The organism is Janthinobacterium pasteuri (assembly GCF_051380775.1).
Lineage (GTDB): Bacteria > Pseudomonadota > Gammaproteobacteria > Burkholderiales > Burkholderiaceae_D > Janthinobacterium.
On the sequence record NZ_JBNYXS010000018.1, the window covers coordinates 41,162 to 64,282 of the forward strand.

Consider the following 23,121-nt stretch of genomic DNA (forward strand, 5'->3'; position numbering starts at 1 on the left):
GTTGCGCGTGTCTTGGAGAGCTACCATGGACCAGAAATTCATCGTGCCGGTCGAAGCCGTATTGACCAAATGCCTGTCCCTGCCGGTGGGCTATGTCCCTACCCCATCGGCGCCGTACCGCCAGCACCGCAAGAATGCGCAACTGACCCTTCAGCCGGGCCCGCCGCGCCTGAGCGACGCAACAGCCCGCAACCTGGCCGCCGTACCCGTCGGTTCGCGCGTGCTGATCTGGAAACAAGACCCCTCCGTCAGCGACCTGGGCACGCGCAAGGCCTTCCTGCCCGGCCTGACCCTGCAAGGCCCGCGCGACGCGCGTATCACGTTCGGCGAACCGGGCATCGCGCAGGTCAGCCCGAATGCCTTCGGCGACTTCATCGTCTCTCCCAACACAGACCAGTTCGATGCCGTGCACACCTTTGCCATCGTACGCATGACGCTCACCATGTACCAGCGCGCGCTGGCCAGCAACAACACGGCGCCGCCGCTGCCCTGGCAATGGAATAGCGCCAGCAATACGACGCCCCTGCGCGTGTTTCCGCACGGCTTGCCCAATGTCATGAATGCGTATTACAGCCGCAGCGACAAGGCCCTCAAGTTCGGCGACTTCATCCCCAGCGGCGCCACCGAGCGCGTCTACACCTGCCGCTCGCTCGACATCGTCTCGCATGAAACGGGGCACGCCGTGCTCGATGGCCTCAAGCCGAATTGGCTGCTCAGTAGCAATCCACCGCAAACGGGCGGCTTGCACGAATCGTTCGGCGATCTGACAGCCATCTTCCTCGCCCTGTCGCAGCTGGACCAGGTAGAAGCGGTGATTGCCCAGACCAAGTCCGACCTGCACGACAAAACGTTTCTGGCCGACCTGGCCGAGCAGTTCGGCCTGGCCCTGGGCCGGCCAAACGGCTTGCGCAATGCCGACAACGACATCAAATTGTCGGAAGCAGGCACGGAAGTGCACGCCATCTCGCAAGTGTTTACGGGCGCCATCTACGACATCCTGGCCGACATCTTTGCCCACGAACGCCAGCCCCAGCTGGAAGACGATGCGGCCGTGCTGCACCGCTGCGGCGACTACCTGCGCAGCCTGGTCTTGCGCGCCCTGGTGGCGTCGCCCGAGCAAGCCGCCACGTATGCCGACGTGGCTGGCCACATGCTCGCGATCACCGAGGCCGATGGCAATGGCGCCTACCTGGACTTCATCCGCAACAGCTTTACCGTGCGCGAAGTGCTCAAGACCAATGCCATGACAGAAGATGGCCAGATGACCTTTGCCCCCGACGTCGTCGACGGGGACGGCGCCGTACAAGACAGACGCGCCTGCTGCGGTACCATGAACCATGCGCAATACAGCGAGTCAGACCAGTTGCTCGAAGCGGAGCGCGAAGCGCTGGCCGCCTGGTGCCGCAGTTACGGCGCCCACTAGATCGCCGCGCACCAGCACGCCCGCCTCAAACCTGCCGGACTGCCGGCAGGCGATAGCGCGCCGACCACCATCGACAACAAGGAGCACCATGAAAATTTCAGCCCGCAGCAGCGGCGGCTTTGCCGGCCTGAGTGAACAATATGACATCGATACGCAAGCCCATCCGGCTGGCCCCGGGCTGGAAGCGGCTTTGGCCAGTAGCGGCTTTTTCACGCACCAGCAAGCCACGGGCGAACAGTTGGGCGCCGATATCCCCCACTGGCAGATCACCGTCGATGCGCCCACCGCGCGCCGCACCATCACGTTTGCCGAGGATGGCAGTGCAGAAAATGTACGTTGGCAACAGTTGCTGATGCAAATACGTGCCAGCGCCTGATTTTTCTGGCACGTATTTGGCATCGATCTTGATTTGAGTAAAACAAAAACACCACACGACAAGACAGCACGCCGCCCGCCCTGCAGCCTGCAGCATCGGGCGACTGTCGCTTTCTTGCCGCGTTCGTCATGACAACGTCCCGGATAGTCGCTGAATTACACTCTCTGCGCGGCAACGGCAACGCGAAAAAATGAATTTGCTTATATGTATTGTATATAAGCGGGATTTGTGAGAAATAGCGAATTGCCTTAAAATACAATGCTTTGCTTTAGTATGCGCCGCCGAGGTTCCTGCAGGCGCTACAGCACCTCCCCCCAAAATTGATAGGACTGTTATGACCCACGTTGTCACCGAATCCTGCATCGCCTGTCGCTATACAGACTGCGTCGATGTCTGCCCGGTAGATTGTTTCCGGGAAGGCCCGAACTTCCTGGCAATCGATCCGGACGAATGTATTGACTGCGCCGTCTGCGTGGCAGAGTGCCCGGTGAACGCGATTTTCGCGGAAGAAGACGTGCCGGGCGACCAGCAAGCCTTCATCAAGATCAACGTCGATCTGGCCCGCAACTGGCCTTCGATCACCAAGACGAAGGCTGCCTTGCCGGAAGCCGAGCAATACAAGGACGTCAAGGACAAACTCGACATGCTGGTGCGCTAAGCACACGGCAGTTGCGGCGGCCCTTCCGGCGGGAATATTCCTCCCCGCAGGGGCATGACGGCAAATAAATGCACCAAAAGCAGCGGAAACGCTGCTTTTTTTGCTTTTAAAACATCGTTGCAGGTCTATCCACGCAAGTGTGGCACGCTGTCACATCGATGCGCAAACTATGGACCTATGCGCTGTAAAGCACATTTTGTCCTCAACAAATATCGTAGAATTGGATTATGATATTTGAGCCGATATTGGCGCTTGGAATTAAACAAGGACTCTATATGCTTTACCAACTGCACGAACTGCAACGCTCTTTCCTCACTCCGGTGATGCAATGGGCAGACATGTCCTCCAAGTTATTTACCAACCCGGTTTCCCCACTGGCCCACACTCCGTTTTCGCAACGCATCGCAGCCGGCTACGAGCTGATGTACCGCCTTGGCAAAGACTACGAAAAACCGCAATTCGACATCCAATCCGTGCTCGTCCAGGGCGAGAGCGTCGACATCCGCGAACACGTTGTCGTGACAAAACCGTTTTGCCGCCTGATTCACTTCAAAAAAGAAGCCACTGGTTTGCAACAGCCCAAAGTTTTGCTGGTTGCCCCCCTGTCCGGTCACCACTCGACCCTGCTGCGCGATACCGTGCGCGGCTTGCTGGCCGAGCACGATGTCTACATCACCGACTGGACGGACGCGCGCATGGTACCGCTGACGGAAGGCCCGTTCCACCTGGACGACTACATTTACTATGTGCAAGAGTTCATCCGCCTGCTGGCGCCTGACTTGCACGTAATTTCCGTCTGTCAACCGACCGTGCCCGTGCTGGCTGCCATCTCGCTGATGGCGACGGCAAAAGATCCCCACATGCCGAAGACCATGACGATGATGGGCGGCCCCATCGACCCGCGCCGCTCGCCCACGCAAGTCAACAACCTGGCGACGGAAAAGAAATTCTCGTGGTTCGAAAACACTGTGATCTACGCGGTACCGCCGAACTACCCTGGCTTTGGCCGCAAGGTCTATCCAGGCTTCCTGCAGCACGCCGGTTTCATCGCCATGAACCCGGGCCGCCACGCACAAAGCCACCGCGAGTTCTACATGCACCTGGTGACGGGCGATGACGAGCCGGCGGAAGGCCACCGCCAGTTCTACAACGAGTACAACGCCGTGCTGGACATGCCGGCCGAGTACTACCTGGAAACCATCAAAACGGTCTTCCAGGAATTCAGCCTGCCGATGGGCACCTGGAAAGTGGGCGGTCAACTGGTGCGTCCGCAAGACATCACGAATGTGGCGCTGTTTACCGTAGAAGGCGAACTGGACGACATATCCGGCGCAGGCCAGACGCAGGCGGCGCATGATTTGTGTTCCGGCATCCCTGCCGAGATGCAGCAAGACTTCGTGGCGCCGAAATGCGGCCACTACGGCATCTTCTCGGGCCGCCGCTGGCGCGAGATCATTTGCCCGAAAATCGGCGAATTCATCCAGAAACACGGCTAATAGGCTTTGTTTCAACAAAAACGGCACGCCAGGCTACCCTGGCGTGCCGTTTTCTTTTATGCCCACCTCATGCGCGCGATGTTTCGATTTTCACTGTCGGGCGCGTATTGACAAAGATTTGCTCGACTCTCGGCTCGCCTGGCCCCGGCTTTTTCATCGCATAGCCATTCACGGGCTGCGAACGGTTCACCCACAGCGCGTAATACAGATGGTCTGCACGGGGATCTTCCGTATTCGGGTGGATCAATATCGTCAGGCCCAGGCTGTTCAACTGCAGCCACGGCACGATCACGGGCAACAAATCATTGGTAAAGCCGAAATAGAACGAGGGCGTCACGTGCGGGCCGCGCGGCTCCAGGTTCCAGTCGCCCAGTTCGATCTGGAAGCGCTCGGCCGCCCACTTGCGTATCAGCGCCGCTTTCTGATAGCTGTCTTCATCAAAATAGATGTGTGCATGATAACTCTCGATATCCGTGTAAGCGCGCGGCTTGCCCGGCAAGGCTTCCTCGCCGGGCCGCACGCTGACAGGGCGCGGCGTGGGTGCCGTATCCGTATGCTCGCCCCACGGGCTCTTGCCGGGCGCCGCTGGTTTTACGTCTTTCACGCGCTTGACTGCGCCATCCTGCGCCAGCGCCGAACCAGCCAGGCCCGAAGCGGCCAGCGCCGCCACCAGGCCACCGCCACGCAAGACCGTGCGGCGTTGCGGAGAGAGGAGATTGGCCCATTCCAGATCCATGGCCGCGTGTTGATTTTTGTCAGACATAGAGAATTTCCTGTTCTTGATTATAAGTATGGAGATAGCGATGGCAGATCAAAAGTGAATCGTGGCGCGGGCGTAGTAGTAACCGCCAAGGACGCCTAATGGTCCCGAGTTGTCGTACGCGCCCGTGTACTGCGCCAGATTCGATGCGCTGCGCGCTTCGCGCGGCACCTGGCCTGGCTTCTGGTCAAAGACATTGTTGGCACCCACCGTCACGTTGACGCGCTTGCCGATGTCGTAGCCGACGCTGACATCCGTCACGAAGGCGGCTTTCAACTGATAATCGCCGCCCGTGATGGCGTTCAGGCGCTTGAGCTTGCCGTAGCGCGTCTCGCGCACGTTGAATACCCAACCGGATTTTTCATACGCCAGCGTGACGATCTCCTTGTCACGCGGGGCGCGGTACAGCAAGTCGTACTCGGCCGCTTTGCTCAGGGTGCCGATATTCGGCAAGCCTTGCAGCACGGCGGGAAGTTCCGCCTTGCCCACCAGGCTCGTATGGTTGATATTTGCGGCCGCCGTCCAGCGCAGCTTGCCATCGGCCACGCGCAGCACATCCTCGGCCGTGAAATCGATGCCGCGCGTGCGCGTGTCGCCCACGTTGGCAAAATAATGCGCCACCAGGCCATTGCCCACCGCCAAGCCCGCCGAGCGCAGCAGGTTTTCAATGACACTCACTTGCGCCGCCGTCAGCGGCCGACCGCTACCATCGAGCGCTACGCCCGAGCTGCGGTCGATGCCGATGTTCGACGACACACCCAGGCGGTCGCTGACCTTGATTTGATATGCGTCAACGGCAAAGCGCAGGGTAGGCGCAGGATTGAAGGTCAGCCCGGCGGACAGATTCGTCGATTTCTCCGGTTTCAACGCTTGCGCGCCCAGGGCCCGCGCGGCGGTCGAATTCGGCTGCGCCAGAGTGTAGGGCACGCCCGCATGGTCCGAAGTGTTCGAGTACGATTGCGTCACCAGGCTCGGTGCGTGGAACCCATTGCTGATAGTGCCGCGCACAGCCACGGCGGGCGTGACGTCATAACGGGAAGACAGACGGCCCGTGGTCTTGCGGCCGAAATCCGAATACTTTTCGGCACGCAGGGCCGTGTCGAGCAGCAATTGCGGCGTCAGTTTGGCACCCAGGCCCACATATGCCGCATAGCTGTGGCGCGCCGTGTCGGAAGCATCGGCGGGCAGGTAGCCAGCCAGTGCCGACGAGCCACTGCCCTGCCAGGAAGCGGGTTCGCCAGGGCTGCGTTGCTGCGTTTCATGCGAATACTCGAGGCCGACGCTGAGGTCAGCCGGCTCGCTCAAGCCCAGTAACACGGGGCGGCGCACGTCGGCGTTGGTGGTCGAGCGGCTGTAGCGCTGATTGCCGATGCTGAAGTCGGTCTTGCCACCCGGATAAGTCAGCGAGTAGTTGGCCGAGTTTTCCACGCCTACGTCGATATCGTCGCGGCCGTAGGTACTGCTGATATCCCAGCTCCAGCCGGCCGTCTCGCCTTTGATGCCGCCCGTCAGTGCAACATCGTTTTCGCTCGTCGTTTCATACGGCATGAATCCGTCGGGATACACGGACAGCAAGCCGCGGTTGTTATTGAAAATGGTATTGGGCAGGCGGAAATTCTGCGCCGAGCGGGCATTGCGGTGGGCATACGTGCCGAAGCCGTACAGTTGCACTTCATTCGACACGTCATAGCCGAGGTTGGCGCTGAGCGAGGCGGTCGTGCTTTGCGGCACACCCGTATTGCGCCATGGATTGCTGTTGCGGCCCGCTTCGGCCGGGTTCGGCGAAGCACCGGCCGGCAAGCTGTTGTTCGGTCCCAATTTCACCAGTTGCCCATCGCTGTTGCGCACGGCTGGATAGGACAGATAAGCGGAATTCAGGCCGAAATTGCGCACGGCGATGCCCTGGCGCTGGACTTCGGCGCCGAAGTGGGCAAAGCCGTGTTCGCCCAGACGCGTGCCGCCATCGATGCGCACGGAACCGTTCGTGCCATCGCCATCGTAGGTGGAACCGAGCTGCGTGCCAAAGCTGCCCTTGTCATCCGATTTCAGAATGATGTTGATGACGCCGGCAATGGCGTCGGAACCGTAGATAGCCGAGGCACCGTCGCGCAGGATTTCCACGCGGGCAATGGCACCCGTGGGTATCAGGGCCAGGTCGGTGGCGACAGAACCGGGAAAACCATCCTCATTGACGATGGCCGTCGTATGGCGGCGCTTGCCATTGAGCAGCACCAGGGTGTGCGATGGATCGAGGTTGCGCAGCTGCCCGGCGCGTACGATGCTGCCCAGGTCGGGCTGCACGCGGGCCGGCAAGTTAAACGACGGCAAGGCCGTGTCCAGCGCATCGAGCAAGTTCAACTTGCCCGTGGCCAGCAATTGCTGCGCGCTGATCACGTCGATGGGCGCGGCGCTGTTGGCTACGGTGCGGCCCGTGCCGCGCGCGCCCGTGACGATGACGGCGTCGAGCGGTGCGGCGGCCAGCGCGGCTTGCGCATGCGCCACGCCGGGCGCTGACAGCGCCAGCACGGCCACCGAGACGGCGTGCGCCAGTGGCCGCAGGTGGGGTGCGGGGTAGTGCTTGTGAATCAGTTTCAGCATACGAAAACATCCTTTCAAAGTCGTCAACATAGTGGTCGCAGACTAAAGGATGGGCAAACAAACAAGAACGAATGGTTTCGTATTTAGATATTTCGTTTTGGCAACGAACAACAGTGGCGCGACAGGTCAGAGATGCGGTGGAGCCGTCGCCAGGCTCTGGTCGAGCCGCTTCCAGTAATCGCGTTCCAGCCGGGCCGTATCGATGTCGCGCGCCGCTTCGTTGAAGCGCTTTTGCTGCAGCGCGCCGTCTGCGGTGCGCTGGAAGCACACATGCACGGGGCGCTCCTTGAAGACGGTATCGATGATGGCGATGCGCTCGCGCTCGGCCTTGCTGAAGTTGCGTCCCATCAGCAAGTGCAGCAGAACGTGGCGCTCGATGACGATCACGCGATATCGCTTGATGAACAGTTTCTTCAGATTCGTCGCGTCGTTCAAGCCCTCTTCCGTCTTCAGTTCGCCACGCGCCACCATGCCATCGAACTGCTCGCCATTCGAATAGCCGGCCACGGTGCCGATGCGCAGCTGGCCCAGTTCGGCCAGGCTAGTACCGGGCACGCCATCCTCCTTCAGGTAGGCAAGCACCCCTTGTGTGTTGCCAACCGGAACAGAAAAGTGACAGAGTTTTTCCCGTTCAGGCGTGCGCCAGACGGCCAGAAAGCCGGCGTAGCGGGGACTGGCGAGGCCAAACTGCATGGCGCGCTTCCAGGGGAAATATTCATATCTGACCGTATAGCCGAGACGTTCGAAGACAGCGCTGACCATGGCGCCAGACATGCCATCGGCAGGCAGGCTGTAGGAAATGAAGGGCGGCCAGTCTTCCGCCGCGAAGCGGACGATGCGCGAGCTGGCAGCGCCCGGCGCCGCCATGGGGGAACTGGCCTGTCCGTGCGCAAGGGCAAGCGCAGAGTGCATGAACAAACAGAAGGTCAAACCAACTGTCCGGAGGAAACGCATGTTTTGCTCCTATGGCCTGGCACGCCTTGCAAGGCAGCGCAGTAACAGGACTGGCGGTCGGCTTTTTTTGATCATAAGCTTGATAAAAATCATGCTCCCACAAAAAAAAGAAATTGCAAAGTTGTTTATTTACACTTTGACATTCCAGCGGGAAATAAAATACGATTGCGACGCGCCTGCAACAGTCGGCTACAGTGTACGGTATCCCCCTTTCACGACACAGGTTTTTACTTGTGCGCGCGCCGGATGGCCGATAATGGCGTTTTACCGTGGAAGACGACCGTGCCGCACCCTGCCCCTCCCTCACTTGCCGACCAGATCGAAGACTTGCTGCCGCAAACGCAATGCACCAAATGCGGCTACAACGGCTGCCGCCCGTATGCGGAAGCGATTGCCGCAGGCAGCGCCGACATCAACCAGTGCCCACCGGGCGGCGCGCAAGGCATCGTGCGCCTGGCCGGCTTGCTGGGCAAAAAAGTCGTTCCGCTCAATCCCGTCAATGGCCTCGAACGTCCGCGATCTGTCGCCTACATCGATGAATCGCTGTGTATCGGCTGCACCCTGTGTATCCAGGCATGTCCCGTCGATGCCATCGTCGGCGCCGCCAAGCAGATGCATACGGTGGCGACCAGCCTGTGCACGGGCTGCGACCTGTGCGTAGCGCCCTGCCCCGTCGACTGCATCGTGATGTATCCCGTCAGCGGCGACGCCACCGGCTGGGATGCCTGGAGCCAGATGGACGCCGACGATGCGCGTGCGCGCCACGATTTCCGCACGCAGCGGCTGCGCCGCGAAGCCGAAGCCAACGACGCGCGCCTGGCCGCCAAGGCGGTCGCCAAGATGCAGGAAGTGACGCAAGAAGTGCCCGTCACCCCCGATGAACAGGCGGAAAAAGAACGCAAACGCGCCATCATCGCCGCCGCCATGGAGCGCGCGCGCGCCAAGGCCGCTGGCGCCAGCACGGACACCGCCCAGCCAGCTCCCACCACCCCGAAAAAAGACGCATGAACGCTGCCAAACGCCTGGAAATCTTTACGCGCTTCCGCGCCGCCAATCCTTCGCCGAAAACGGAACTCGAATACACGACGCCGTTCGAGCTGCTGATCGCCGTGCTGCTATCGGCGCAGGCGACGGACGTGTCCGTCAACAAGGCGACCCGCTTGCTGTATCCGGTCGCCAATACGCCGGCCACGATACTGGCACTGGGTGTCGACGAGCTTGCCAGCTACATTCGCACCATCGGCCTGTTCCGCACCAAGGCGAAGAACGTTATCGCCACCTGCCAGATCCTGCTCGAGCAGCACGGCGGCGAAGTGCCGCGCGACCGTGCCTCGCTGGAAGCCTTGCCAGGCGTGGGCCGCAAGACGGCGAATGTGGTCATGAACACGGCGTTTGGCGCACCGACCATGGCAGTCGACACGCATATCTTCCGCGTCTCGAACCGCACCGGCATCGCACCGGGCAAGAATGTCGATATCGTCGAGCAAAAACTGTTGAAATTCATACCCAAGGAATTCCTGCACGACGCCCACCACTGGCTCATCCTGCACGGCCGCTACACGTGCACGGCGCGCAAACCGCAATGCTGGAACTGCATGATTGCCGACTTGTGCGATTACAAGGACAAGTCGCCGATGCCGGCCGTGGTGTAAAGCAAAAAAAACGGCCCGCAATGGCCGTTTTGATAGGTCACGCACTGCAAGCTGGTGTTTACAGCAAGACCATATTGTCGCGGTGAATCAGCTCATGGCCTTCCATGTAGCCGAGAATCGCCTCGATCTCGATGGAGGGCTTGCGCATGATGCGGCGCGCTTCGCCGCTCGTGTAGTTGGACAGGCCGCGCGCCACAGGCACGCCGGCAGCATCGACACAGGTGATCACGGCACCGCGGCCGAATTCGCCATTCACGCCCGTCACACCGATCGGCAGCAGGGACTTGCCTTCCTGGCGCAGCTTTTGCACGGCGCCAGCGTCCAGCACGACGGCGCCGGCCGTGTGCAGATGATCGGCCATCCACTGCTTGCGCGCCGTCAGTTGTCCTGTTTGTGCCAGCAACTCCGTGCCGATCGCTTCCCCCTTGGCCAGCCTGCTCAGCACATCGCTGTCGCGGCCCCAGGCGATGATGGTGTGTGCACCCGACTTGGCGGCGCGCTTGGCAGCGAGGATTTTCGTCAGCATGCCGCCACGCCCCAGGCTGCTGCCGGCGCCGCCGGCCATCGCTTCCAGGGCGGGATCGCCGGCGATGCCCTGCGTGATCAGGTAAGCGTTCGGGTCCTTGCGCGGGTCGGCCGAAAACAGGCCGTGCTGGTCGGTCAGGATGACCAGGGCATCGGCCTCGATCAGGTTCGCCACCAGGGCGCCCAAGGTATCGTTGTCGCCGAACTTGATTTCATCGGTGACGACGGTGTCGTTTTCATTGATGATCGGCACCACGCCCAGGCGCAGCAGGGTCGTCAGGGTGGAGCGGGCGTTCAGGTAGCGCTCGCGGTCGGCCAGGTCGGCGTGCGTCAGCAACACCTGCGCCGTGCCGAGGCTGTGGGCGCGGAAGCTGCTTTCATAGATTTGCGCCAGGCCCATCTGGCCGACGGCGGCGCAGGCCTGCAATTCGTGGATATCGGTGGGGCGCTGCTCGAAACCGAGGCGCAGCATGCCTTCGGCGATGGCGCCGGAGCTGACCAGCACGACTTCCTTGCCCATAGCGCGCAAGCCGGAAATCTGCGCAGCCCAGCGGGCAATGGCGGCATGGTCGAGTCCGCGGCCATCATTGGTGACCAGCGAGGAGCCGACTTTGATGATAATGCGGGTAGCTTTTTGAATCACGGAATCCATGGGGCGGCGCTCTTCACTTAATAGACGTCAGCGCGCAGGACGCAGCAGCAGCAAGGCCAGCCCCGCCGTCAGCTCCATTGCGCACATGAACAACACAAAACCCTGAGGCAAGCCGAAACTGATGGCCGCGTACAAACGGCCGGCGGGCTGCGCCAGGACCAACATTGCAGTGATATCGCCGAGGATGGGCGGTTCGCCCGGCCGTGCTGCGAACAGCGCCAGGAGCGCGGTAGCGCCCCAGACACCGACATGAGAGGCGTAGAACTGGCTGTAGCCATTGACGCCATTGAGGAAGATGCCCATGCCGGCCGCCAACTCATCGGCGAACAGCAGGCAGGCGACCGCGCTCAGCCCGTAAGCATACGCGATCAGATGCAATACACGGCGCTGCCACGCTTGCTTGCGCGCTGGCGCGACAGCGACCGCCTGTACTGACATCAGGATACAGCCTTAGTCGATAATCTTGAAACGCGGATCATCCGGGTCGATCGACGAGATACCGCGTGCTTCTTCGGTCATCTGCGTTTCTTCGGCACGGCTTTCGCTGTGTTTCTTCGCTTCCAGATGTTGATAAATTGCATTCACCAGTTCCGGGCAACCCTGATGGTTCAGCGCGGAAATCTCGAAGACGGGACCTTTCCAGGCGAAACGCTTGAGGAAGTCCTTCACCAGCTTCTTGCGCTCTTCTTCCGGCACCATGTCGAGCTTGTTCAACACCAGCCAGCGCGGCTTGTCGACCAGCGACTCGTCGTATTTCTTCAGTTCCTTGACCAGCGCCTTGGCTTCCTTGACAGGATCGACGTTGGTTTCAAACGGCGCCAGGTCGACGATGTGCAACAGCAGACCCGTACGCTGCAAGTGACGCAGGAATTGATGGCCCAGGCCCGCGCCTTCGGAAGCGCCTTCGATCAAGCCCGGAATATCGGCGATCACAAAGCTCTTCTCGTGCGACACGCGCACCACGCCCAGGTTCGGGTGCAGGGTGGTAAATGGGTAATCGGCAATTTTCGGGCGCGCGTTCGAGACGGCCGAAATGAAGGTCGACTTGCCGGCGTTCGGCATGCCCAGCAGGCCCACATCGGCCAGTACTTTCAGTTCCAGTCGCAGTTCGCGGCGCTCGCCTTCCTTGCCCTCGCCTTTTTGGCGCGGCGCGCGGTTGGTCGAGGACTTGAAGTGGATATTACCCCAGCCGCCTTCGCCGCCCTTGGCCAGCATTTCGATCTGGCCGTGTTCGGTCAAATCGGCCAGAATTTCGCCGCTCGCGTTGTCGATGATCAAGGTGCCCACAGGCATGCGCAGGTGGATGTCATCCGCGCCCTTGCCATAGCAATCTGCGCCACGGCCAGGCTCGCCATTGCGAGCCTTGTGCATTTTGGAGAAGCGGAAATCGACGAGCGTGTTGATATTGCGGTCGGCGACTGCCCAAATGGTGCCGCCCTTGCCGCCATCGCCGCCATCGGGACCGCCGAAAGGCCTGAATTTTTCACGGCAGAAAGAGGCGCAGCCGTTGCCGCCATCGCCCGCGATGACTTCGATTTTTGCTTCGTCGATAAACTTCATAATTTTGCCGCCATAAAACTAAAAAGGCTCTACCTTGGGCAGAGCCTTTCGATTGAAGGCTTGCGCCTTACATCATGCGATCACAGCGGAGCGAACTGGCGCTCCGCGATGAATTACGCTGGTACTGCTGCGTTAGGTACAACGGTCACGAATTGCTTCGAGCCAGCACCTTTGACAACGAACTTCACTTTGCCCGCGATCAGCGCGAACAAGGTGTGGTCTTTGCCCATGCCTACGCCTTCGCCGGCGCGCACTGGCGTGCCGCGTTGACGAATGATGATGCCGCCAGCATTGATAGCTTGGCCGCCGTAGACTTTAACGCCCAGACGTTTTGATTCTGAATCACGGCCGTTTCGCGTTGTGCCGCCGCCTTTTTTATGTGCCATTTAAGACTCCTTGATAGCTGATTAATTCAAACAGCGGCGATTAGCCGTTGATCGAAACGATTTGGATTTCGGTAAAATTCTGGCGATGGCCTTGATGCTTTTGGTAATGCTTACGACGACGCATCTTGAAAATTTTGACCTTATCATGGCGACCATGCGCCACAACCGTAACCAGTACCGTTGCACCTTCGACCAATGGAGCACCAAACTTGATGCTGTCGCCCGCGCCTACTGCGAGCACTTGATCGATGGTGATTTCGGAACCAATGTCTGCCGGTATCTGTTCTACTTTAAGTTTTTCGCCAGCGACAACTTTGTATTGTTTGCCACCGGTTTTTATGACCGCGTACATGATTTGAAACCTCATCAAATGTTGAAAGAATTTGTCCCACTGTCACGCAAAGCAAGCCGTACACAACAGGGGGAACCAGCGATTATACACGGACTGATAAATTGCGTCAAAAACTATTCACAAAGCTTGACGATCGTGGTATGTCGACAACCTGACCATCATGTCAGGCTTGCGCCAGGCGGACAGAAAAGCGTGCGCCAGTGCCAACAAGGTCAAACAATTGCTCTACAGTCATAGGCAAACATCACGCGCGCGCAAGCCTTGTCGTATAATCGCCGCACCCACAATCTAATGCAGGTTCGCCTTGTCTGACGCTAACAAACACGTTAACCAAAACACCATCGTGCAAACGATTGCCGCCGATATGGATGCAGTCAATACGGTGATCCGCCAAAAACTGCACTCCGATGTGATTCTGATCAACCAGATCGCTGAATACATCATCAGCGCAGGCGGCAAACGCATCCGTCCCGTGCTGATTTTGCTGGTGGCCAATGCCCACGCCTATCGCGGCACGGCGCACCATGAACTGGCCGCCGTGGTCGAATTCATCCATACCGCTACTCTGCTGCACGACGACGTCGTCGACGAATCGTCGATGCGCCGCGGACGCCAGACTGCCAACGCCCTGTTCGGCAATGCCGCCTCGGTGCTGGTGGGCGACTTCCTGCACTCGCGCTCGTTCCAGCTGATGGTGTCGCTGAACAATATGCGCGTCATGCAAATCCTCTCCGACGCCACCAACGTGATCGCCGAAGGCGAAGTGCTGCAATTGCTGAACATGCACGACCCGGACGTGACGCAAGAGAGCTACCTGAACGTCATCCGCTCGAAGACGGCCAAGCTGTTCGAAGCGTCGGCGCAACTGGGTGCCCTGATCGCCGGCGCCAGCGAAGACGATATCGAAGCGGCTGCCGAATACGGCCGCTCGCTGGGCACGGCCTTCCAGTTGATCGACGACGTGCTCGACTATGCAGGCGACGCCGCCGAAATCGGCAAGAACGTGGGCGACGACTTGCGCGAAGGCAAACCGACCATGCCGCTGATCTGGCTGATGGAAAACGGTACGCCAGAGCAACGCGAACTGGTACGCAGCTGCATCGAGCAGGGCGACGAACAGCATTTCGACGCCATCCTGGCCGCCATCACCAGCAGCGGCGCCCTCGACTACACCCGCAAACAGGCGGAAATCGCCGGCCAGCGCGCCGCCGATGCCATCGCCGGTTGGCCCGACAGCGTCTACAAGCAATCCATGCTGCAACTGTGTTCGTTTGCCGTCGACCGCAATCACTGATTGCCGTTTGCGCGACAACAAACACGACGGCGCCGATGGCGCCGTTTCTATTACTGCCGTTCATGCTCCATGGCCGCACCCGCCAATGCCTGCACGATGGCCGGCTCCGCTTCCAGCCGTTCGCTGTAGCGGCTGCCCAGGTAATCGCGGCGGTCGCGTACCAGCAGGGTGAATTTGTACAATTCCTCCATCACATCGACCAGGCGCTCGTAATACGGCGACGGTTTCATGCGGCCCGCATCGTCGAATTCCTGATACGCCTTGGCCACCGAAGACTGGTTCGGGATAGTCACCATGCGCATCCAGCGTCCCAGCACGCGCAAGCCATTGACGGCATTGAACGATTGCGAACCACCCGACACTTGCATCACGGCCAGGGTACGGCCCTGCGTGGGCCGCACGCTGCCCGTTTCCAGCGGCAGCCAGTCGATCTGCGATTTGAACACGCCAGTGACGGCGCCATGCCGTTCGGGGCTGCACCACACTTGCCCTTCCGACCATAGCGACAGCGCGCGCAATTCCTGCACCTTCGGGTGCTCGGGCGAAACACTGTCGACCATGGGCAAGCCGTGCGGGTCGAACACGCGCGTCTCGGCCCCGAAGTGACGCAGGATGCGCTCCGCTTCCAGGGTCAGCAGCTTGCTATACGAGCGTTCGCGCAGCGAGCCATACAGCAGCAAAATGCGCGGCGCATGGGTGGAAACCGTGACCGGCGCCAATTTATCCAGGCTCGGCAGATCCAGGTGGGCGGCGCTGATGTTCGGCAACTCATTGGCCAGCTCTTCCATCTCAGGCCACCGGCTTGCCGTCGGCGCCCACTACAGCCTGGCCATCTTCCTTGGAAAATGCGCCTTGCTGCGGCAGCGGCAGGATCTCCAGCACTTTTTCCGATGGCCGGCACAGGCGCACGCCAAGTTCCGTGACGACGATGGGACGGTTGATCAAAATAGGATGGGCTTGCATGGCGTCCAGCAGGGCCGCATCGCTGAGCTCAGGATTGGCCAGGCCCAGTTCCTCGTACAAGGCGCCCTTGTCGCGCATGACGGCGCGCACGGACAAGCCCGCGCGGGCAATCAGGTCGACCAGTTTTTCACGCGAAGGCGGGTGCTTGACGTAATCGATGATGACGGGCTCGACGCCCGTGTTGCGGATCAGGGCCAGGGTGTTGCGCGAGGTGCCGCACGCCGTGTTGTGATAGATCGTGATCGTCATGTCGTCGTTTCCTTGAGTAAATGTGGTTCGCTGACGCAGCAAGGCGCGCCAGCGCAGCAGTTCTCGGTCAAAAAGGCCAGCAAGCCATTCATGCCCGCATAGTTGGCGGCATAGATGATGGAGCGGCCCGCCTTGCTCGCCGTCACCAGATTGGCGTGCGCCAATTCCTTCAAGTGAAACGACAGCGAGGATGGCGCAATGGCCAGCGCCTCGGCGATTTTCGTCGCAGCCATGCCTTGCGGTCCCGCTTGCACCAGCAGGCGGAACACGGCCAGCCGCGATTCCTGCGCCAGCGCCGCCAGGGCCACGATGGCGGAAGCACTCGTCAGCGGCGTCGCCCCGCTCGCTATTGTCTCTGAATTTTCCATATTTCAATAATAGTCGAATTATTGAATCATTTCAAGCGACATGCCTTACCTACGTATCTTACGTAACCCAGCGCACCGACTGTCATGATCTATCGGTCTACCTTGATGAAAAAATCACTGCGATTGGCATTCCCATGACACGCTCGACACCCCTGAAAATCCTTGGCTGGAGCCTGGCCGCCCTGCTGGCCCTCATCGCCATCGTGGTCATCTTCGTGCTGACTTTCGACTGGAACCGCGCCCGCCCCTACATCAACCAGAAGGTGTCGGAAAGCACGGGCCGCGAATTCGTCATCGGCGGCGATCTGCAGGTGCAATGGCGGCAAGGCTTGAAGACGGAGCCGGGCTGGCGCCGCTATGTGCCGCGCCCCCACATCAGCGCGCAGGATGTGCGCATGAGCAACCCGGATTGGGCCACGGCCGGGCCGCAGCTGGCCAGCGCCAGGCGCATCGACGTGGCCATCCAGCCACTGCCCCTGCTGCAGCACAAGGTGGTACTGACGGACCTGGCCCTGGACGCGCCAAACATCGCCCTGCAGCGGCGCGCCGATGGCAGCAATAGCTGGACCTTGAAGGATAACGGCCCTTCGCCATGGGAGGTGGAAATCCAGCGCATGGCCTTTGGCGACGGCGCCATCCGTTACCTGGACGATGGCATCGCCCTCGACCTGCGTGCCAGGGTCAGCTCGACGGCGCCCGACGCCACGCCAGGCGATGCGCCAGGCAGCGCGCCCGTGGAAAAATACGGCATCGCCTTCACCCTGGGCGGCAGCTACCGCAAGGCGCCCGTGACGGGCGGCGGCAAGGCGGGCGCCGTGCTTTCCCTGACCGACAACAATACGGTCTATCCCGTGCAGGCGCACGCCGTGCTGGGCAAGAACAAGGCCAGCATCGATGGCACCCTGACGGACCCGCGCTCGCTGTCCGGCATCGATTTACAGCTAAGCGTGGCCGGCGCCAGCATGGCCGACCTGTATCCGCTGACGGGCGTGCTGCTGCCGGAAACGCCGGACTACGCCACCAAGGGTCGATTGCTGGGCAAGAAGGATGGCGCCAGCTGGACCTGGACTTACCAGAATTTCAAGGGCACGGTGGGCCAGAGCGACCTGGCCGGCACCCTGCAGTATTTGCCGCGCCAGCCCCGTCCCTTGCTGCGCGGCGAAGTAACATCACAGCAGCTGCGCCTGGAAGACCTTGGCCCCACCATCGGCGCGGACAGCAATGCGCAGAAACAGGCACGCGGCAAGGCACCCGTGCAACCCGACAACAAAGCCTTGCCCGTGGAACAGTTCAACACGGCGAATTGGAATGCGCTTGACGCCGATGTGAAATTTACCGGCAAGAAACTGGTGCGCACGCACGACATTCCATTCAAAAACGTCGTCGCCAACATCCACATGAAAGACAAGGTGCTGAGTCTGACGCCGCTCAACTTCGGCATGGCCGGTGGCGACATCACCTCGAACATCACGCTCGATGGCCGTCAAAAGACCATCGCAGCGCAAGCCAAGGTGACGGCGCGCCACCTCAAAATTCGCGAACTGTTTCCCAAGCTGCAATCGATGCAAGCGAGCTTCGGCGAAGTGTATGGCGACGCGGCGCTGACGGGCCACGGCAATTCCGTCTCGGCCATGCTGGCCAGCGCGAATGGCGAACTGGCGGCCACCGTCAGCGAAGGCTCCGTCAGCCAGTTCATGCTGGAACTGGCCGGCCTGAACCTGGCCAATGCCGTCTTCGTGAAAATCTTCGGCGACAAGCAGGTACACCTGAACTGCCTGGCCAGCGATTTCGCCGTCACGAATGGCCAGGCCGACGTGCGCCGCTTCGTGCTTGACACGGACACGGCCGTGGTGAATGTCACGGGCAACGTCAACCTGGCGCACGAAACCCTGGACCTCGACGTGCGCCCGCGCACCAAGGGCGCCCGCATCATCACCCTGCGCACGCCGCTGTACGCGAAAGGCACGTTCAAGCACCCGGACGTGGGCCCGCAAAAAGGCCCGCTGGCCCTGAAAGCCGGCGCCGCCGTGGCGCTGGCCACCATCGTCACGCCGCTGGCCGCCCTGCTGCCGCTGGTCAATATCGACAAAGCCCCCGACACGGACTGCGCCGCCGTCATGGCGCAAGCCAACGCCACGCGCAAGGCGCCCACCTCGCCGGCGACAAATGCACCGGCAAAAAAAGTCAGCGAAGCGCAGATCAAAAAGGCCCAGCAGGAAAAGAAATAAGCTTTGATACAAGCGCTTGCCCCGCTCCTCCAGCTGCTATAAATCAAGGAGCTTTCAATTTTTGGTACCAATGATTTGACATTTTTTGCCCCATATTAGTGGCAAATTAGTGCCAAAAATTGCGGTTTGACCGCGAAAAATATAAGCCGAAGTCATTAAACCTTGCTGCATAACTTAGGAGCATAGCCTCATGGCATCTATTGAAAACCGGTCCCGTTTCATCGTCACTGTTCAAAATCGCGAAGACCTCGTATATTGAATATGCCGCATCCAAACTGGGCCGCACCGACGACGGCTTCGCCATCCGCGTGCGCGAGGTCGCCCCCCCAATGCCTCTATGCGCCTGGCGAAAAGGAGTCTATCGACATCAAACAGCGCCTGGAACTAAAACGTCGCAACGGTCTGTTCGTGGACTATGCCAAGGGCCGCAGCGTGACATTCGCCGACCTGCTGGCCAGGAATCTTCGCGAGGTGTAACTAAACACTTGAACACTTTCAGAGCGCTGGGGGTACGCTCTGATGTCTCTCCTGATGCTCTGGCAGCACTGGCCTTCATCATGCGTTCTCGCCCATTTTATTCAGCATGCGCCATAGGGACCGCTCGCCGGAACTGGAAAAAATCCTCGCCGCCGTGTATTCCATCTACGATGAACACGGCATTGCACACGTCAAGGAAAGCCTGTAGCGGCTAGAGGGCAGCGTCGGCCAGTAATTCGGGACGCAGCGCGCGGATGCGCAGCTCGGTGAAATAGCCGCCCGCCTCGTTGTAGCGCAGATAGTGGCGACCGCAATTCAGGCAGCGCGCCACCTGGCTCAGGTTCGCGGGATAGTAGCGCGGTGCGATGGGCGCGTCCCTGCTGTCATAGCGTGTGCCGTGCGGATGGTATTCGGCAAACGTCGGTTCCTCGTACGGATCTTCGCGCAGGGTGCCAATTTCTTCGAAGCGGTCCAGCTCCAGCGAAGTGGGAAGACGCTGCCAGGCGTCCAGCGGCACGGTGCAGCAGCTGCATTTTTGAGTAACGCCGGCCGAAGCGGCGGCCAGCGTGGACAAGGCAGGGAAATTGATGAATACCATGGTTTAGCCATTGCAAAAGGGCGGCCCATGGCAACGAGCCTGGCCGCGCCCCTTATTCTAGCGCAGACGCATCCTGCCGATACGCGTACCCCATCTTGCCAGGACCAGCTCCAGCAGCATCAGCATGCAGGCGGAAATGAGCAGCAATGGCATCAGCGCGCACATGGCGGCGGCAAGCCCCCAGGCCAGCGCGGAAGGCGAGGTCCAGGCGCCCGGCAGCAGCTTGGGCAAGCCCAGCGAGCCAGGCAAGCGCCGCTTGAAAAACATCACCCAGCCCGATACCAGCGAGAACAGCACGCTGGCGCCGAACAGCAGTAACAGCGCCTGGTTCCACCAGCCGAATTCGCCCCGATGGAACGGAATGCCGATGGCGGTCGCCTTGCCGAACGCCGTCTGCGCATCCCAGCCCGCGTAATACAGCGGCTTGCCGCTGTAGGCATCGAATTGCAGGTCGAAGCGCAAGGTGGGCTGGCTACGGTCGGCCATGGTGGCGCGCCACACATCGTCCTGGCTGGCCGGCGCCGTCAGCTGCACGGCGATGGCGGGTGCATGGCTGCGCGCCACCTGCCAGGCATCCTGCCAGTCGAGCGGACCGCCCGCCCCCTCCTCGATTGAGTGCAGGCCACGCGGCACGGGCGGCGGCGCCTGGCCGCTGATGTCGCGCAGTGCGCGGATGCGCCCGCCCGCCTGCTGGCTCCACGTCAGCCCTGTCGCCAGGATGACCAAACTGATGACGCCGAGCGCCACGCCCAGGAAGGCATGCCACTGGCGCCAGCCATTGCGGCCCCGCGCACCCCGCTTCGGCAAGCCCGATTGGGCGCCGCGCGGCCACCACAGCACCACACCCGTCACCAACATCACCATCAGCCAGCTGGCCGCCAGCTCGATCATCCAGCGCCAGCCATCGTTTTGCAGCAGGCGCGAATGCAGCTTCTTCGCCCAGTTACCGAAGCGCTCCGCAACGGCCAGGCTGCCGAGCACGCGCGTGTCATACGGATTCACATACACGACGATGGCTTGCGCGGGCAGGCCGAACTTCGGCCTGGCGGGCGTGGGCGGCGCGGCATGTCCGCCATGGCCCGCATGTTCATCCTGCGCGCCACCGGGCGGTGCAAACGCCACCTGCACCGCGTCGTCCTGTTGAAACGGCGGCACCACGTGCTGCACCGTCCAGCCACGCGGTGCCGCCAGTTCCGCTGCCGCCACGGCGGCGTCCAGCGGCAGCATCGACGCCTGCGGCGCTACATGATCCAGGTGCTGGTACAGCCTTGCCTCGATCTGCGGCGTGAACACGTACAAAATGCCCGTCAGGGTGGCCACCAAGGCAAACGGTGAGGCGATCAGCGCGGCCCAGAAGTGGATGCGCCAGTACAGGCTTTTACGCCGTGCAACAAGAAATTTTGCATCGTCCATGGCCATCCTCACAGGGCGTTGAAGGTATAGCCCAGGCCCAGCATCACGCTGCGCGGCGCACCGGGCGTGTACTGGTTCTGGCTGTTCGGCGCATAGCTGCCCGTGCCGGCGTAACTGCTGCTGGCCGAATCGGCATAGCGTTTATCGGCCAGGTTGCGCACCTGCGCCCACGCTTCCAGCCCGCGCGCGAGCTGGTAGCTGGCGCGCAGGTTCAGCAGCGCGTGGCCCTTGTACTCCACCGTATTGGCGTTATTCATCCAGTAGCGGCCCTGGTGCACGGCTTCGAGCGCCACCCTGGCGCCGGCCACGGGCTTGTAACCGATCTCGAACGAAGTGATGTCGCGCGGCGCCTGCGGCATGGCCCGTCCGCTGTAATCGAGGCTTGCGGACACCTGGTAGCGCAGGTAGCGGTGGCGCGCGATGGCCGTGGCGAAGCGCGCGTCGAACGGGCCGCTGTCGTAGTTCAGGCCCAGCTCCAGGCCTTCGCTGCGCGTACGGCCAGCATTGCGGTTTTCGCTGTTTCCCGGCGAGAGCGTATAGCTGACGATGGTGTCACGCCCGTCGAGACGGTACAGGGCCGTGTCGAGTTTCAAGCGGCCCTGCAGGAAGGCCCAGCGCAGGCCCAGTTCATAGTTGTTGTAGACGGATGGCTGCAGGTCGGCGATGCCCGTCTTGCCATACAGCTGGCTGACCTCGGGCGGCGTAAAGCCCTGGCTGACGTTCGCATACGCGCTGCCCGCCTGGCCGATGGCGTAGGTGGCGCCCAGCTTCGGGCTCACATGCGAAAAGCGGCGCGACTCGTCGGGTGCGCCGTAATTGACGCTGCCGCCCGGCGCCAGCTTGTTGTGGTAATCGTAGCCGATGGCATCCGAGCGTCCGCCCAGCACCACGCGCGTGCCAGCCAGTGGAGAAAATTCCCATTGCGCGAAGACGGCCGTGTTCAGAATGTCCGTCTGGTAGTCGCGCACGCCCTGGGGATTGCTGGCATTGGCCAGCGTATAGCGCAGATAGCGGCCCGTGGCGGCATCGCGCACGATGGACAGGTTATCGCTGACAAAGGGATTGTCGCTCTTGTCCACGTACACGCCGGCGACCAGGCGCGAACGCAGCCAGGTGAATTCCTGCTGGTGTTTCACGTCCAGCCCCAGCGAATCGACGTGGTTGTTGTTAATGACACCCTTGCACAGCATGCCCGCACAGCCGCCGATGGCATACGCGGGAATCTGTCCATGGTCATTCTTGCGCATAAACACGGTGACGGTGCTCGTGCCATCGGCCGTCGTCGCGCCCTCCCACGCCAGATTCATGCGCGTGGTCTTGTCCTTGCGGTAGGTGAAAGTGTTCAGGCTCTTGCCCGGGGCATTGCGGTAATCGTCTTCAAACAGGCTGCCCGTCATGGCCGCATCGAGGTCCGTGTGCACGATGGTGGCGCGCAGTTGCGAGGTGGGACTGAGCGCATAGTCGGCGCGCAGAGAGAACGAATCCTTGTCGCCATAGCTGTACTCTTGCCAGTTGTCGCGTGAACGGCGCGAACTGTAATGGGAAAAGCGCAGTCCCAGCGCCCCCCAGGTATCGCTGGCGGAGGTGTCGTAGCGGGTGAAGCCGCCCACGTTGTCGCGCCGCACGCCCACCTTGGCCGTCGGCGTGGCGCTGGCGCCGGCCGTCAGGAAATTGACGGCGCCGCCCACGGCATTGCTGCCGTACAGCGAGGAAGCAGCGCCCTTCACCACTTCCACGCCGCTGGCCCCCGCCATGTTCATTTCATTGAGCGAGTTGTGGTTGAAGACGCCCAGCGGACGGATGGGGATGCCGTCTTCCAGGTACTGGTAGACGGCATTCGTACCGATGGGCTGGCGGATGCTCATGCTGTGCTGCTCGTTGCCCAGGTCATTCCAGTACACGCCGGCGATGCGGTTGAGGATATCGCCCATGGTCTTGGGCTTGTCGCGTTCCAGCATGTTGGCATTGACAACGCCGATGGCCTGCGGCGTCTCGGACAGCCACGATTGCGCGCGTGAGCCGGAAACGACGACGGTGTCGATGGCGTGGTCGGTTTGATCAAGTTGCTGCGCCTGCGCGCAGGGGTAGGCCAAGGTGATGGCCACGGCCAGCACCAATAATTTCTTGTTCATGTGATTC

The 23,121-nt window shown here is 61.1% G+C and carries 22 protein-coding genes; 8 read left to right on the forward strand and 14 right to left on the reverse strand.

All coding sequences use genetic code 11. From position 1 onward, the window contains the following. The first annotated feature begins 25 nt into the window (after nt 1-25). The 4 genes from ACQ4WN_RS17975 (at nt 26) to ACQ4WN_RS17990 (ending at nt 3,953) form a co-directional block, all read left to right on the forward strand. Nucleotides 26-1,423, forward strand: coding sequence for a gluzincin family metallopeptidase (locus ACQ4WN_RS17975; protein WP_436552782.1), 1,398 nt, complete (start codon nt 26-28; stop codon nt 1,421-1,423). Nucleotides 1,424-1,511: 88 nt separating this feature from the next. Continuing rightward, entirely contained in the window at nt 1,512-1,799 is a 288-nt protein-coding gene (locus ACQ4WN_RS17980; RefSeq protein WP_436552783.1) for a protealysin inhibitor emfourin, read from the forward strand. Between the two features lie 334 nt (nt 1,800-2,133). After that, entirely contained in the window at nt 2,134-2,457 is a 324-nt protein-coding gene (gene fdxA / locus ACQ4WN_RS17985; RefSeq protein ID WP_010395176.1) for a ferredoxin FdxA, read from the forward strand. A gap of 275 nt (nt 2,458-2,732) precedes the next feature. After that, entirely contained in the window at nt 2,733-3,953 is a 1,221-nt protein-coding gene (locus tag ACQ4WN_RS17990) for a polyhydroxyalkanoate depolymerase (protein WP_070260064.1), read from the forward strand. 67 nt (nt 3,954-4,020) lie between these two features. Here ACQ4WN_RS17990 and ACQ4WN_RS17995 read toward each other — a convergent pair whose 3' ends face one another. The 3 genes from ACQ4WN_RS17995 to ACQ4WN_RS18005 all read right to left on the reverse strand — a co-directional run bounded on the left by ACQ4WN_RS17995 (nt 4,021) and on the right by ACQ4WN_RS18005 (nt 8,178). Continuing rightward, the gene (locus ACQ4WN_RS17995) at nt 4,021-4,716 is read right to left on the reverse strand and encodes a DOPA 4,5-dioxygenase family protein (RefSeq protein ID WP_436552784.1); all 696 of its coding nucleotides are present in this window, start codon (nt 4,714-4,716) and stop codon (nt 4,021-4,023) included. A gap of 48 nt (nt 4,717-4,764) precedes the next feature. Continuing rightward, nucleotides 4,765-7,311, reverse strand: coding sequence for a TonB-dependent receptor plug domain-containing protein (locus ACQ4WN_RS18000; protein WP_436552785.1), 2,547 nt, complete (start codon nt 7,309-7,311; stop codon nt 4,765-4,767). A gap of 126 nt (nt 7,312-7,437) precedes the next feature. Next, on the reverse strand, nt 7,438-8,178 hold the full coding sequence (locus ACQ4WN_RS18005; protein ID WP_436552786.1) for a substrate-binding periplasmic protein: 741 nt from the start codon (nt 8,176-8,178) through the stop codon (nt 7,438-7,440). Nucleotides 8,179-8,511: 333 nt separating this feature from the next. Here ACQ4WN_RS18005 and rsxB point away from each other — a divergent pair, with 333 nt between their 5' ends. After that, nucleotides 8,512-9,273 carry an electron transport complex subunit RsxB gene (rsxB, locus tag ACQ4WN_RS18010; RefSeq protein ID WP_436552787.1) on the forward strand — a complete coding sequence of 254 codons (762 nt, stop codon included), beginning with the start codon at nt 8,512-8,514 and terminating at the stop codon, nt 9,271-9,273. Then, the gene (nth, locus tag ACQ4WN_RS18015) at nt 9,270-9,917 is read left to right on the forward strand and encodes an endonuclease III (RefSeq protein WP_436552788.1); all 648 of its coding nucleotides are present in this window, start codon (nt 9,270-9,272) and stop codon (nt 9,915-9,917) included. The genes rsxB and nth overlap by 4 nt, the downstream gene beginning before the upstream one ends. A 58-nt stretch (nt 9,918-9,975) precedes the next feature. Here the strand turns inward: nth and proB are convergent, their stop codons facing one another. From proB to rplU, 5 genes are all read right to left on the reverse strand, one after another. Further along, entirely contained in the window at nt 9,976-11,094 is a 1,119-nt protein-coding gene (gene proB / locus ACQ4WN_RS18020) for a glutamate 5-kinase (protein WP_436552789.1), read from the reverse strand. 27 nt (nt 11,095-11,121) lie between these two features. After that, the gene (locus ACQ4WN_RS18025) at nt 11,122-11,532 is read right to left on the reverse strand and encodes a hypothetical protein (RefSeq protein ID WP_436552790.1); all 411 of its coding nucleotides are present in this window, start codon (nt 11,530-11,532) and stop codon (nt 11,122-11,124) included. A gap of 12 nt (nt 11,533-11,544) precedes the next feature. Then, nucleotides 11,545-12,654, reverse strand: a complete 1,110-nt coding sequence (obgE, locus tag ACQ4WN_RS18030; RefSeq protein WP_353658718.1) for a GTPase ObgE — start codon at nt 12,652-12,654, stop codon at nt 11,545-11,547. A 113-nt stretch (nt 12,655-12,767) separates the two neighbouring features. Continuing rightward, nucleotides 12,768-13,040, reverse strand: coding sequence for a 50S ribosomal protein L27 (rpmA, locus tag ACQ4WN_RS18035; protein WP_010395157.1), 273 nt, complete (start codon nt 13,038-13,040; stop codon nt 12,768-12,770). 40 nt (nt 13,041-13,080) lie between these two features. Further along, entirely contained in the window at nt 13,081-13,392 is a 312-nt protein-coding gene (gene rplU, locus ACQ4WN_RS18040; protein ID WP_034754730.1) for a 50S ribosomal protein L21, read from the reverse strand. A gap of 304 nt (nt 13,393-13,696) precedes the next feature. Between rplU and ispB the strand changes: the two genes are divergently transcribed. Then, complete coding sequence (gene ispB, locus ACQ4WN_RS18045; RefSeq protein ID WP_436552791.1) at nt 13,697-14,686, forward strand: octaprenyl diphosphate synthase; 990 nt, start codon at nt 13,697-13,699, stop codon at nt 14,684-14,686. 50 nt (nt 14,687-14,736) lie between these two features. Here the strand turns inward: ispB and arsH are convergent, their stop codons facing one another. Genes arsH through ACQ4WN_RS18060 form a run of 3 tightly spaced genes read right to left on the reverse strand, consistent with a single transcriptional unit; the run spans nt 14,737 to nt 16,266 of the window. Beyond that, nucleotides 14,737-15,465 (reverse strand): arsenical resistance protein ArsH, encoded by a 729-nt coding sequence (gene arsH, locus ACQ4WN_RS18050; RefSeq protein WP_436552839.1) that lies wholly within the window; start codon nt 15,463-15,465, stop codon nt 14,737-14,739. 10 nt (nt 15,466-15,475) lie between these two features. Continuing rightward, the gene (gene arsC, locus ACQ4WN_RS18055; protein ID WP_436552792.1) at nt 15,476-15,898 is read right to left on the reverse strand and encodes an arsenate reductase (glutaredoxin); all 423 of its coding nucleotides are present in this window, start codon (nt 15,896-15,898) and stop codon (nt 15,476-15,478) included. Further along, nucleotides 15,895-16,266: an ArsR/SmtB family transcription factor gene (locus ACQ4WN_RS18060; protein WP_436552793.1), complete on the reverse strand. Its 372-nt coding sequence runs from the start codon at nt 16,264-16,266 to the stop codon at nt 15,895-15,897. Before ACQ4WN_RS18060 ends, arsC begins: the two co-directional genes overlap by 4 nt. 134 nt (nt 16,267-16,400) lie before the next feature. Here ACQ4WN_RS18060 and ACQ4WN_RS18065 point away from each other — a divergent pair, with 134 nt between their 5' ends. Then, a complete protein-coding gene (locus ACQ4WN_RS18065; RefSeq protein WP_436552794.1) occupies nt 16,401-18,494 on the forward strand; it encodes an AsmA family protein in 2,094 nt (697 codons plus the stop codon). A gap of 688 nt (nt 18,495-19,182) precedes the next feature. Here ACQ4WN_RS18065 and ACQ4WN_RS18070 read toward each other — a convergent pair. Genes ACQ4WN_RS18070 through ACQ4WN_RS18080 form a run of 3 tightly spaced genes read right to left on the reverse strand, consistent with a single transcriptional unit; the run spans nt 19,183 to nt 23,114 of the window. After that, entirely contained in the window at nt 19,183-19,569 is a 387-nt protein-coding gene (locus tag ACQ4WN_RS18070; RefSeq protein WP_436552795.1) for a hypothetical protein, read from the reverse strand. Between the two features lie 57 nt (nt 19,570-19,626). Further along, nucleotides 19,627-20,982 carry a PepSY-associated TM helix domain-containing protein gene (locus ACQ4WN_RS18075; RefSeq protein ID WP_436552796.1) on the reverse strand — a complete coding sequence of 452 codons (1,356 nt, stop codon included), beginning with the start codon at nt 20,980-20,982 and terminating at the stop codon, nt 19,627-19,629. A gap of 8 nt (nt 20,983-20,990) precedes the next feature. Next, nucleotides 20,991-23,114 carry a TonB-dependent receptor family protein gene (locus tag ACQ4WN_RS18080; protein WP_436552797.1) on the reverse strand — a complete coding sequence of 708 codons (2,124 nt, stop codon included), beginning with the start codon at nt 23,112-23,114 and terminating at the stop codon, nt 20,991-20,993. Nucleotides 23,115-23,121 lie beyond the last annotated feature (7 nt).

Coding starts and splice junctions, on each gene's coding strand:
- rsxB (WP_436552787.1), top strand. CDS start 8,512: ATGGCCGATAATGGCGTTTTACCGTGGAAGACGACCGTGCCGCACCCT.
- ACQ4WN_RS17980 (WP_436552783.1), top strand. CDS start 1,512: ATGAAAATTTCAGCCCGCAGCAGCGGCGGCTTTGCCGGCCTGAGTGAA.
- ACQ4WN_RS18075 (WP_436552796.1), bottom strand. CDS start 20,982: ATGGACGATGCAAAATTTCTTGTTGCACGGCGTAAAAGCCTGTACTGG.
- proB (WP_436552789.1), bottom strand. CDS start 11,094: ATGGATTCCGTGATTCAAAAAGCTACCCGCATTATCATCAAAGTCGGC.
- ACQ4WN_RS18080 (WP_436552797.1), bottom strand. CDS start 23,114: ATGAACAAGAAATTATTGGTGCTGGCCGTGGCCATCACCTTGGCCTAC.
- arsC (WP_436552792.1), bottom strand. CDS start 15,898: ATGACGATCACGATCTATCACAACACGGCGTGCGGCACCTCGCGCAAC.
- obgE (WP_353658718.1), bottom strand. CDS start 12,654: ATGAAGTTTATCGACGAAGCAAAAATCGAAGTCATCGCGGGCGATGGC.
- ACQ4WN_RS17995 (WP_436552784.1), bottom strand. CDS start 4,716: ATGTCTGACAAAAATCAACACGCGGCCATGGATCTGGAATGGGCCAAT.
- rplU (WP_034754730.1), bottom strand. CDS start 13,392: ATGTACGCGGTCATAAAAACCGGTGGCAAACAATACAAAGTTGTCGCT.
- ACQ4WN_RS17990 (WP_070260064.1), top strand. CDS start 2,733: ATGCTTTACCAACTGCACGAACTGCAACGCTCTTTCCTCACTCCGGTG.
- ACQ4WN_RS18065 (WP_436552794.1), top strand. CDS start 16,401: ATGACACGCTCGACACCCCTGAAAATCCTTGGCTGGAGCCTGGCCGCC.
- rpmA (WP_010395157.1), bottom strand. CDS start 13,040: ATGGCACATAAAAAAGGCGGCGGCACAACGCGAAACGGCCGTGATTCA.
- fdxA (WP_010395176.1), top strand. CDS start 2,134: ATGACCCACGTTGTCACCGAATCCTGCATCGCCTGTCGCTATACAGAC.
- ACQ4WN_RS18025 (WP_436552790.1), bottom strand. CDS start 11,532: ATGTCAGTACAGGCGGTCGCTGTCGCGCCAGCGCGCAAGCAAGCGTGG.
- ACQ4WN_RS18060 (WP_436552793.1), bottom strand. CDS start 16,266: ATGGAAAATTCAGAGACAATAGCGAGCGGGGCGACGCCGCTGACGAGT.
- ACQ4WN_RS18070 (WP_436552795.1), bottom strand. CDS start 19,569: ATGGTATTCATCAATTTCCCTGCCTTGTCCACGCTGGCCGCCGCTTCG.
- ACQ4WN_RS18005 (WP_436552786.1), bottom strand. CDS start 8,178: ATGGCGGCGCCGGGCGCTGCCAGCTCGCGCATCGTCCGCTTCGCGGCG.
- ACQ4WN_RS18000 (WP_436552785.1), bottom strand. CDS start 7,311: ATGCTGAAACTGATTCACAAGCACTACCCCGCACCCCACCTGCGGCCA.
- ACQ4WN_RS17975 (WP_436552782.1), top strand. CDS start 26: ATGGACCAGAAATTCATCGTGCCGGTCGAAGCCGTATTGACCAAATGC.
- nth (WP_436552788.1), top strand. CDS start 9,270: ATGAACGCTGCCAAACGCCTGGAAATCTTTACGCGCTTCCGCGCCGCC.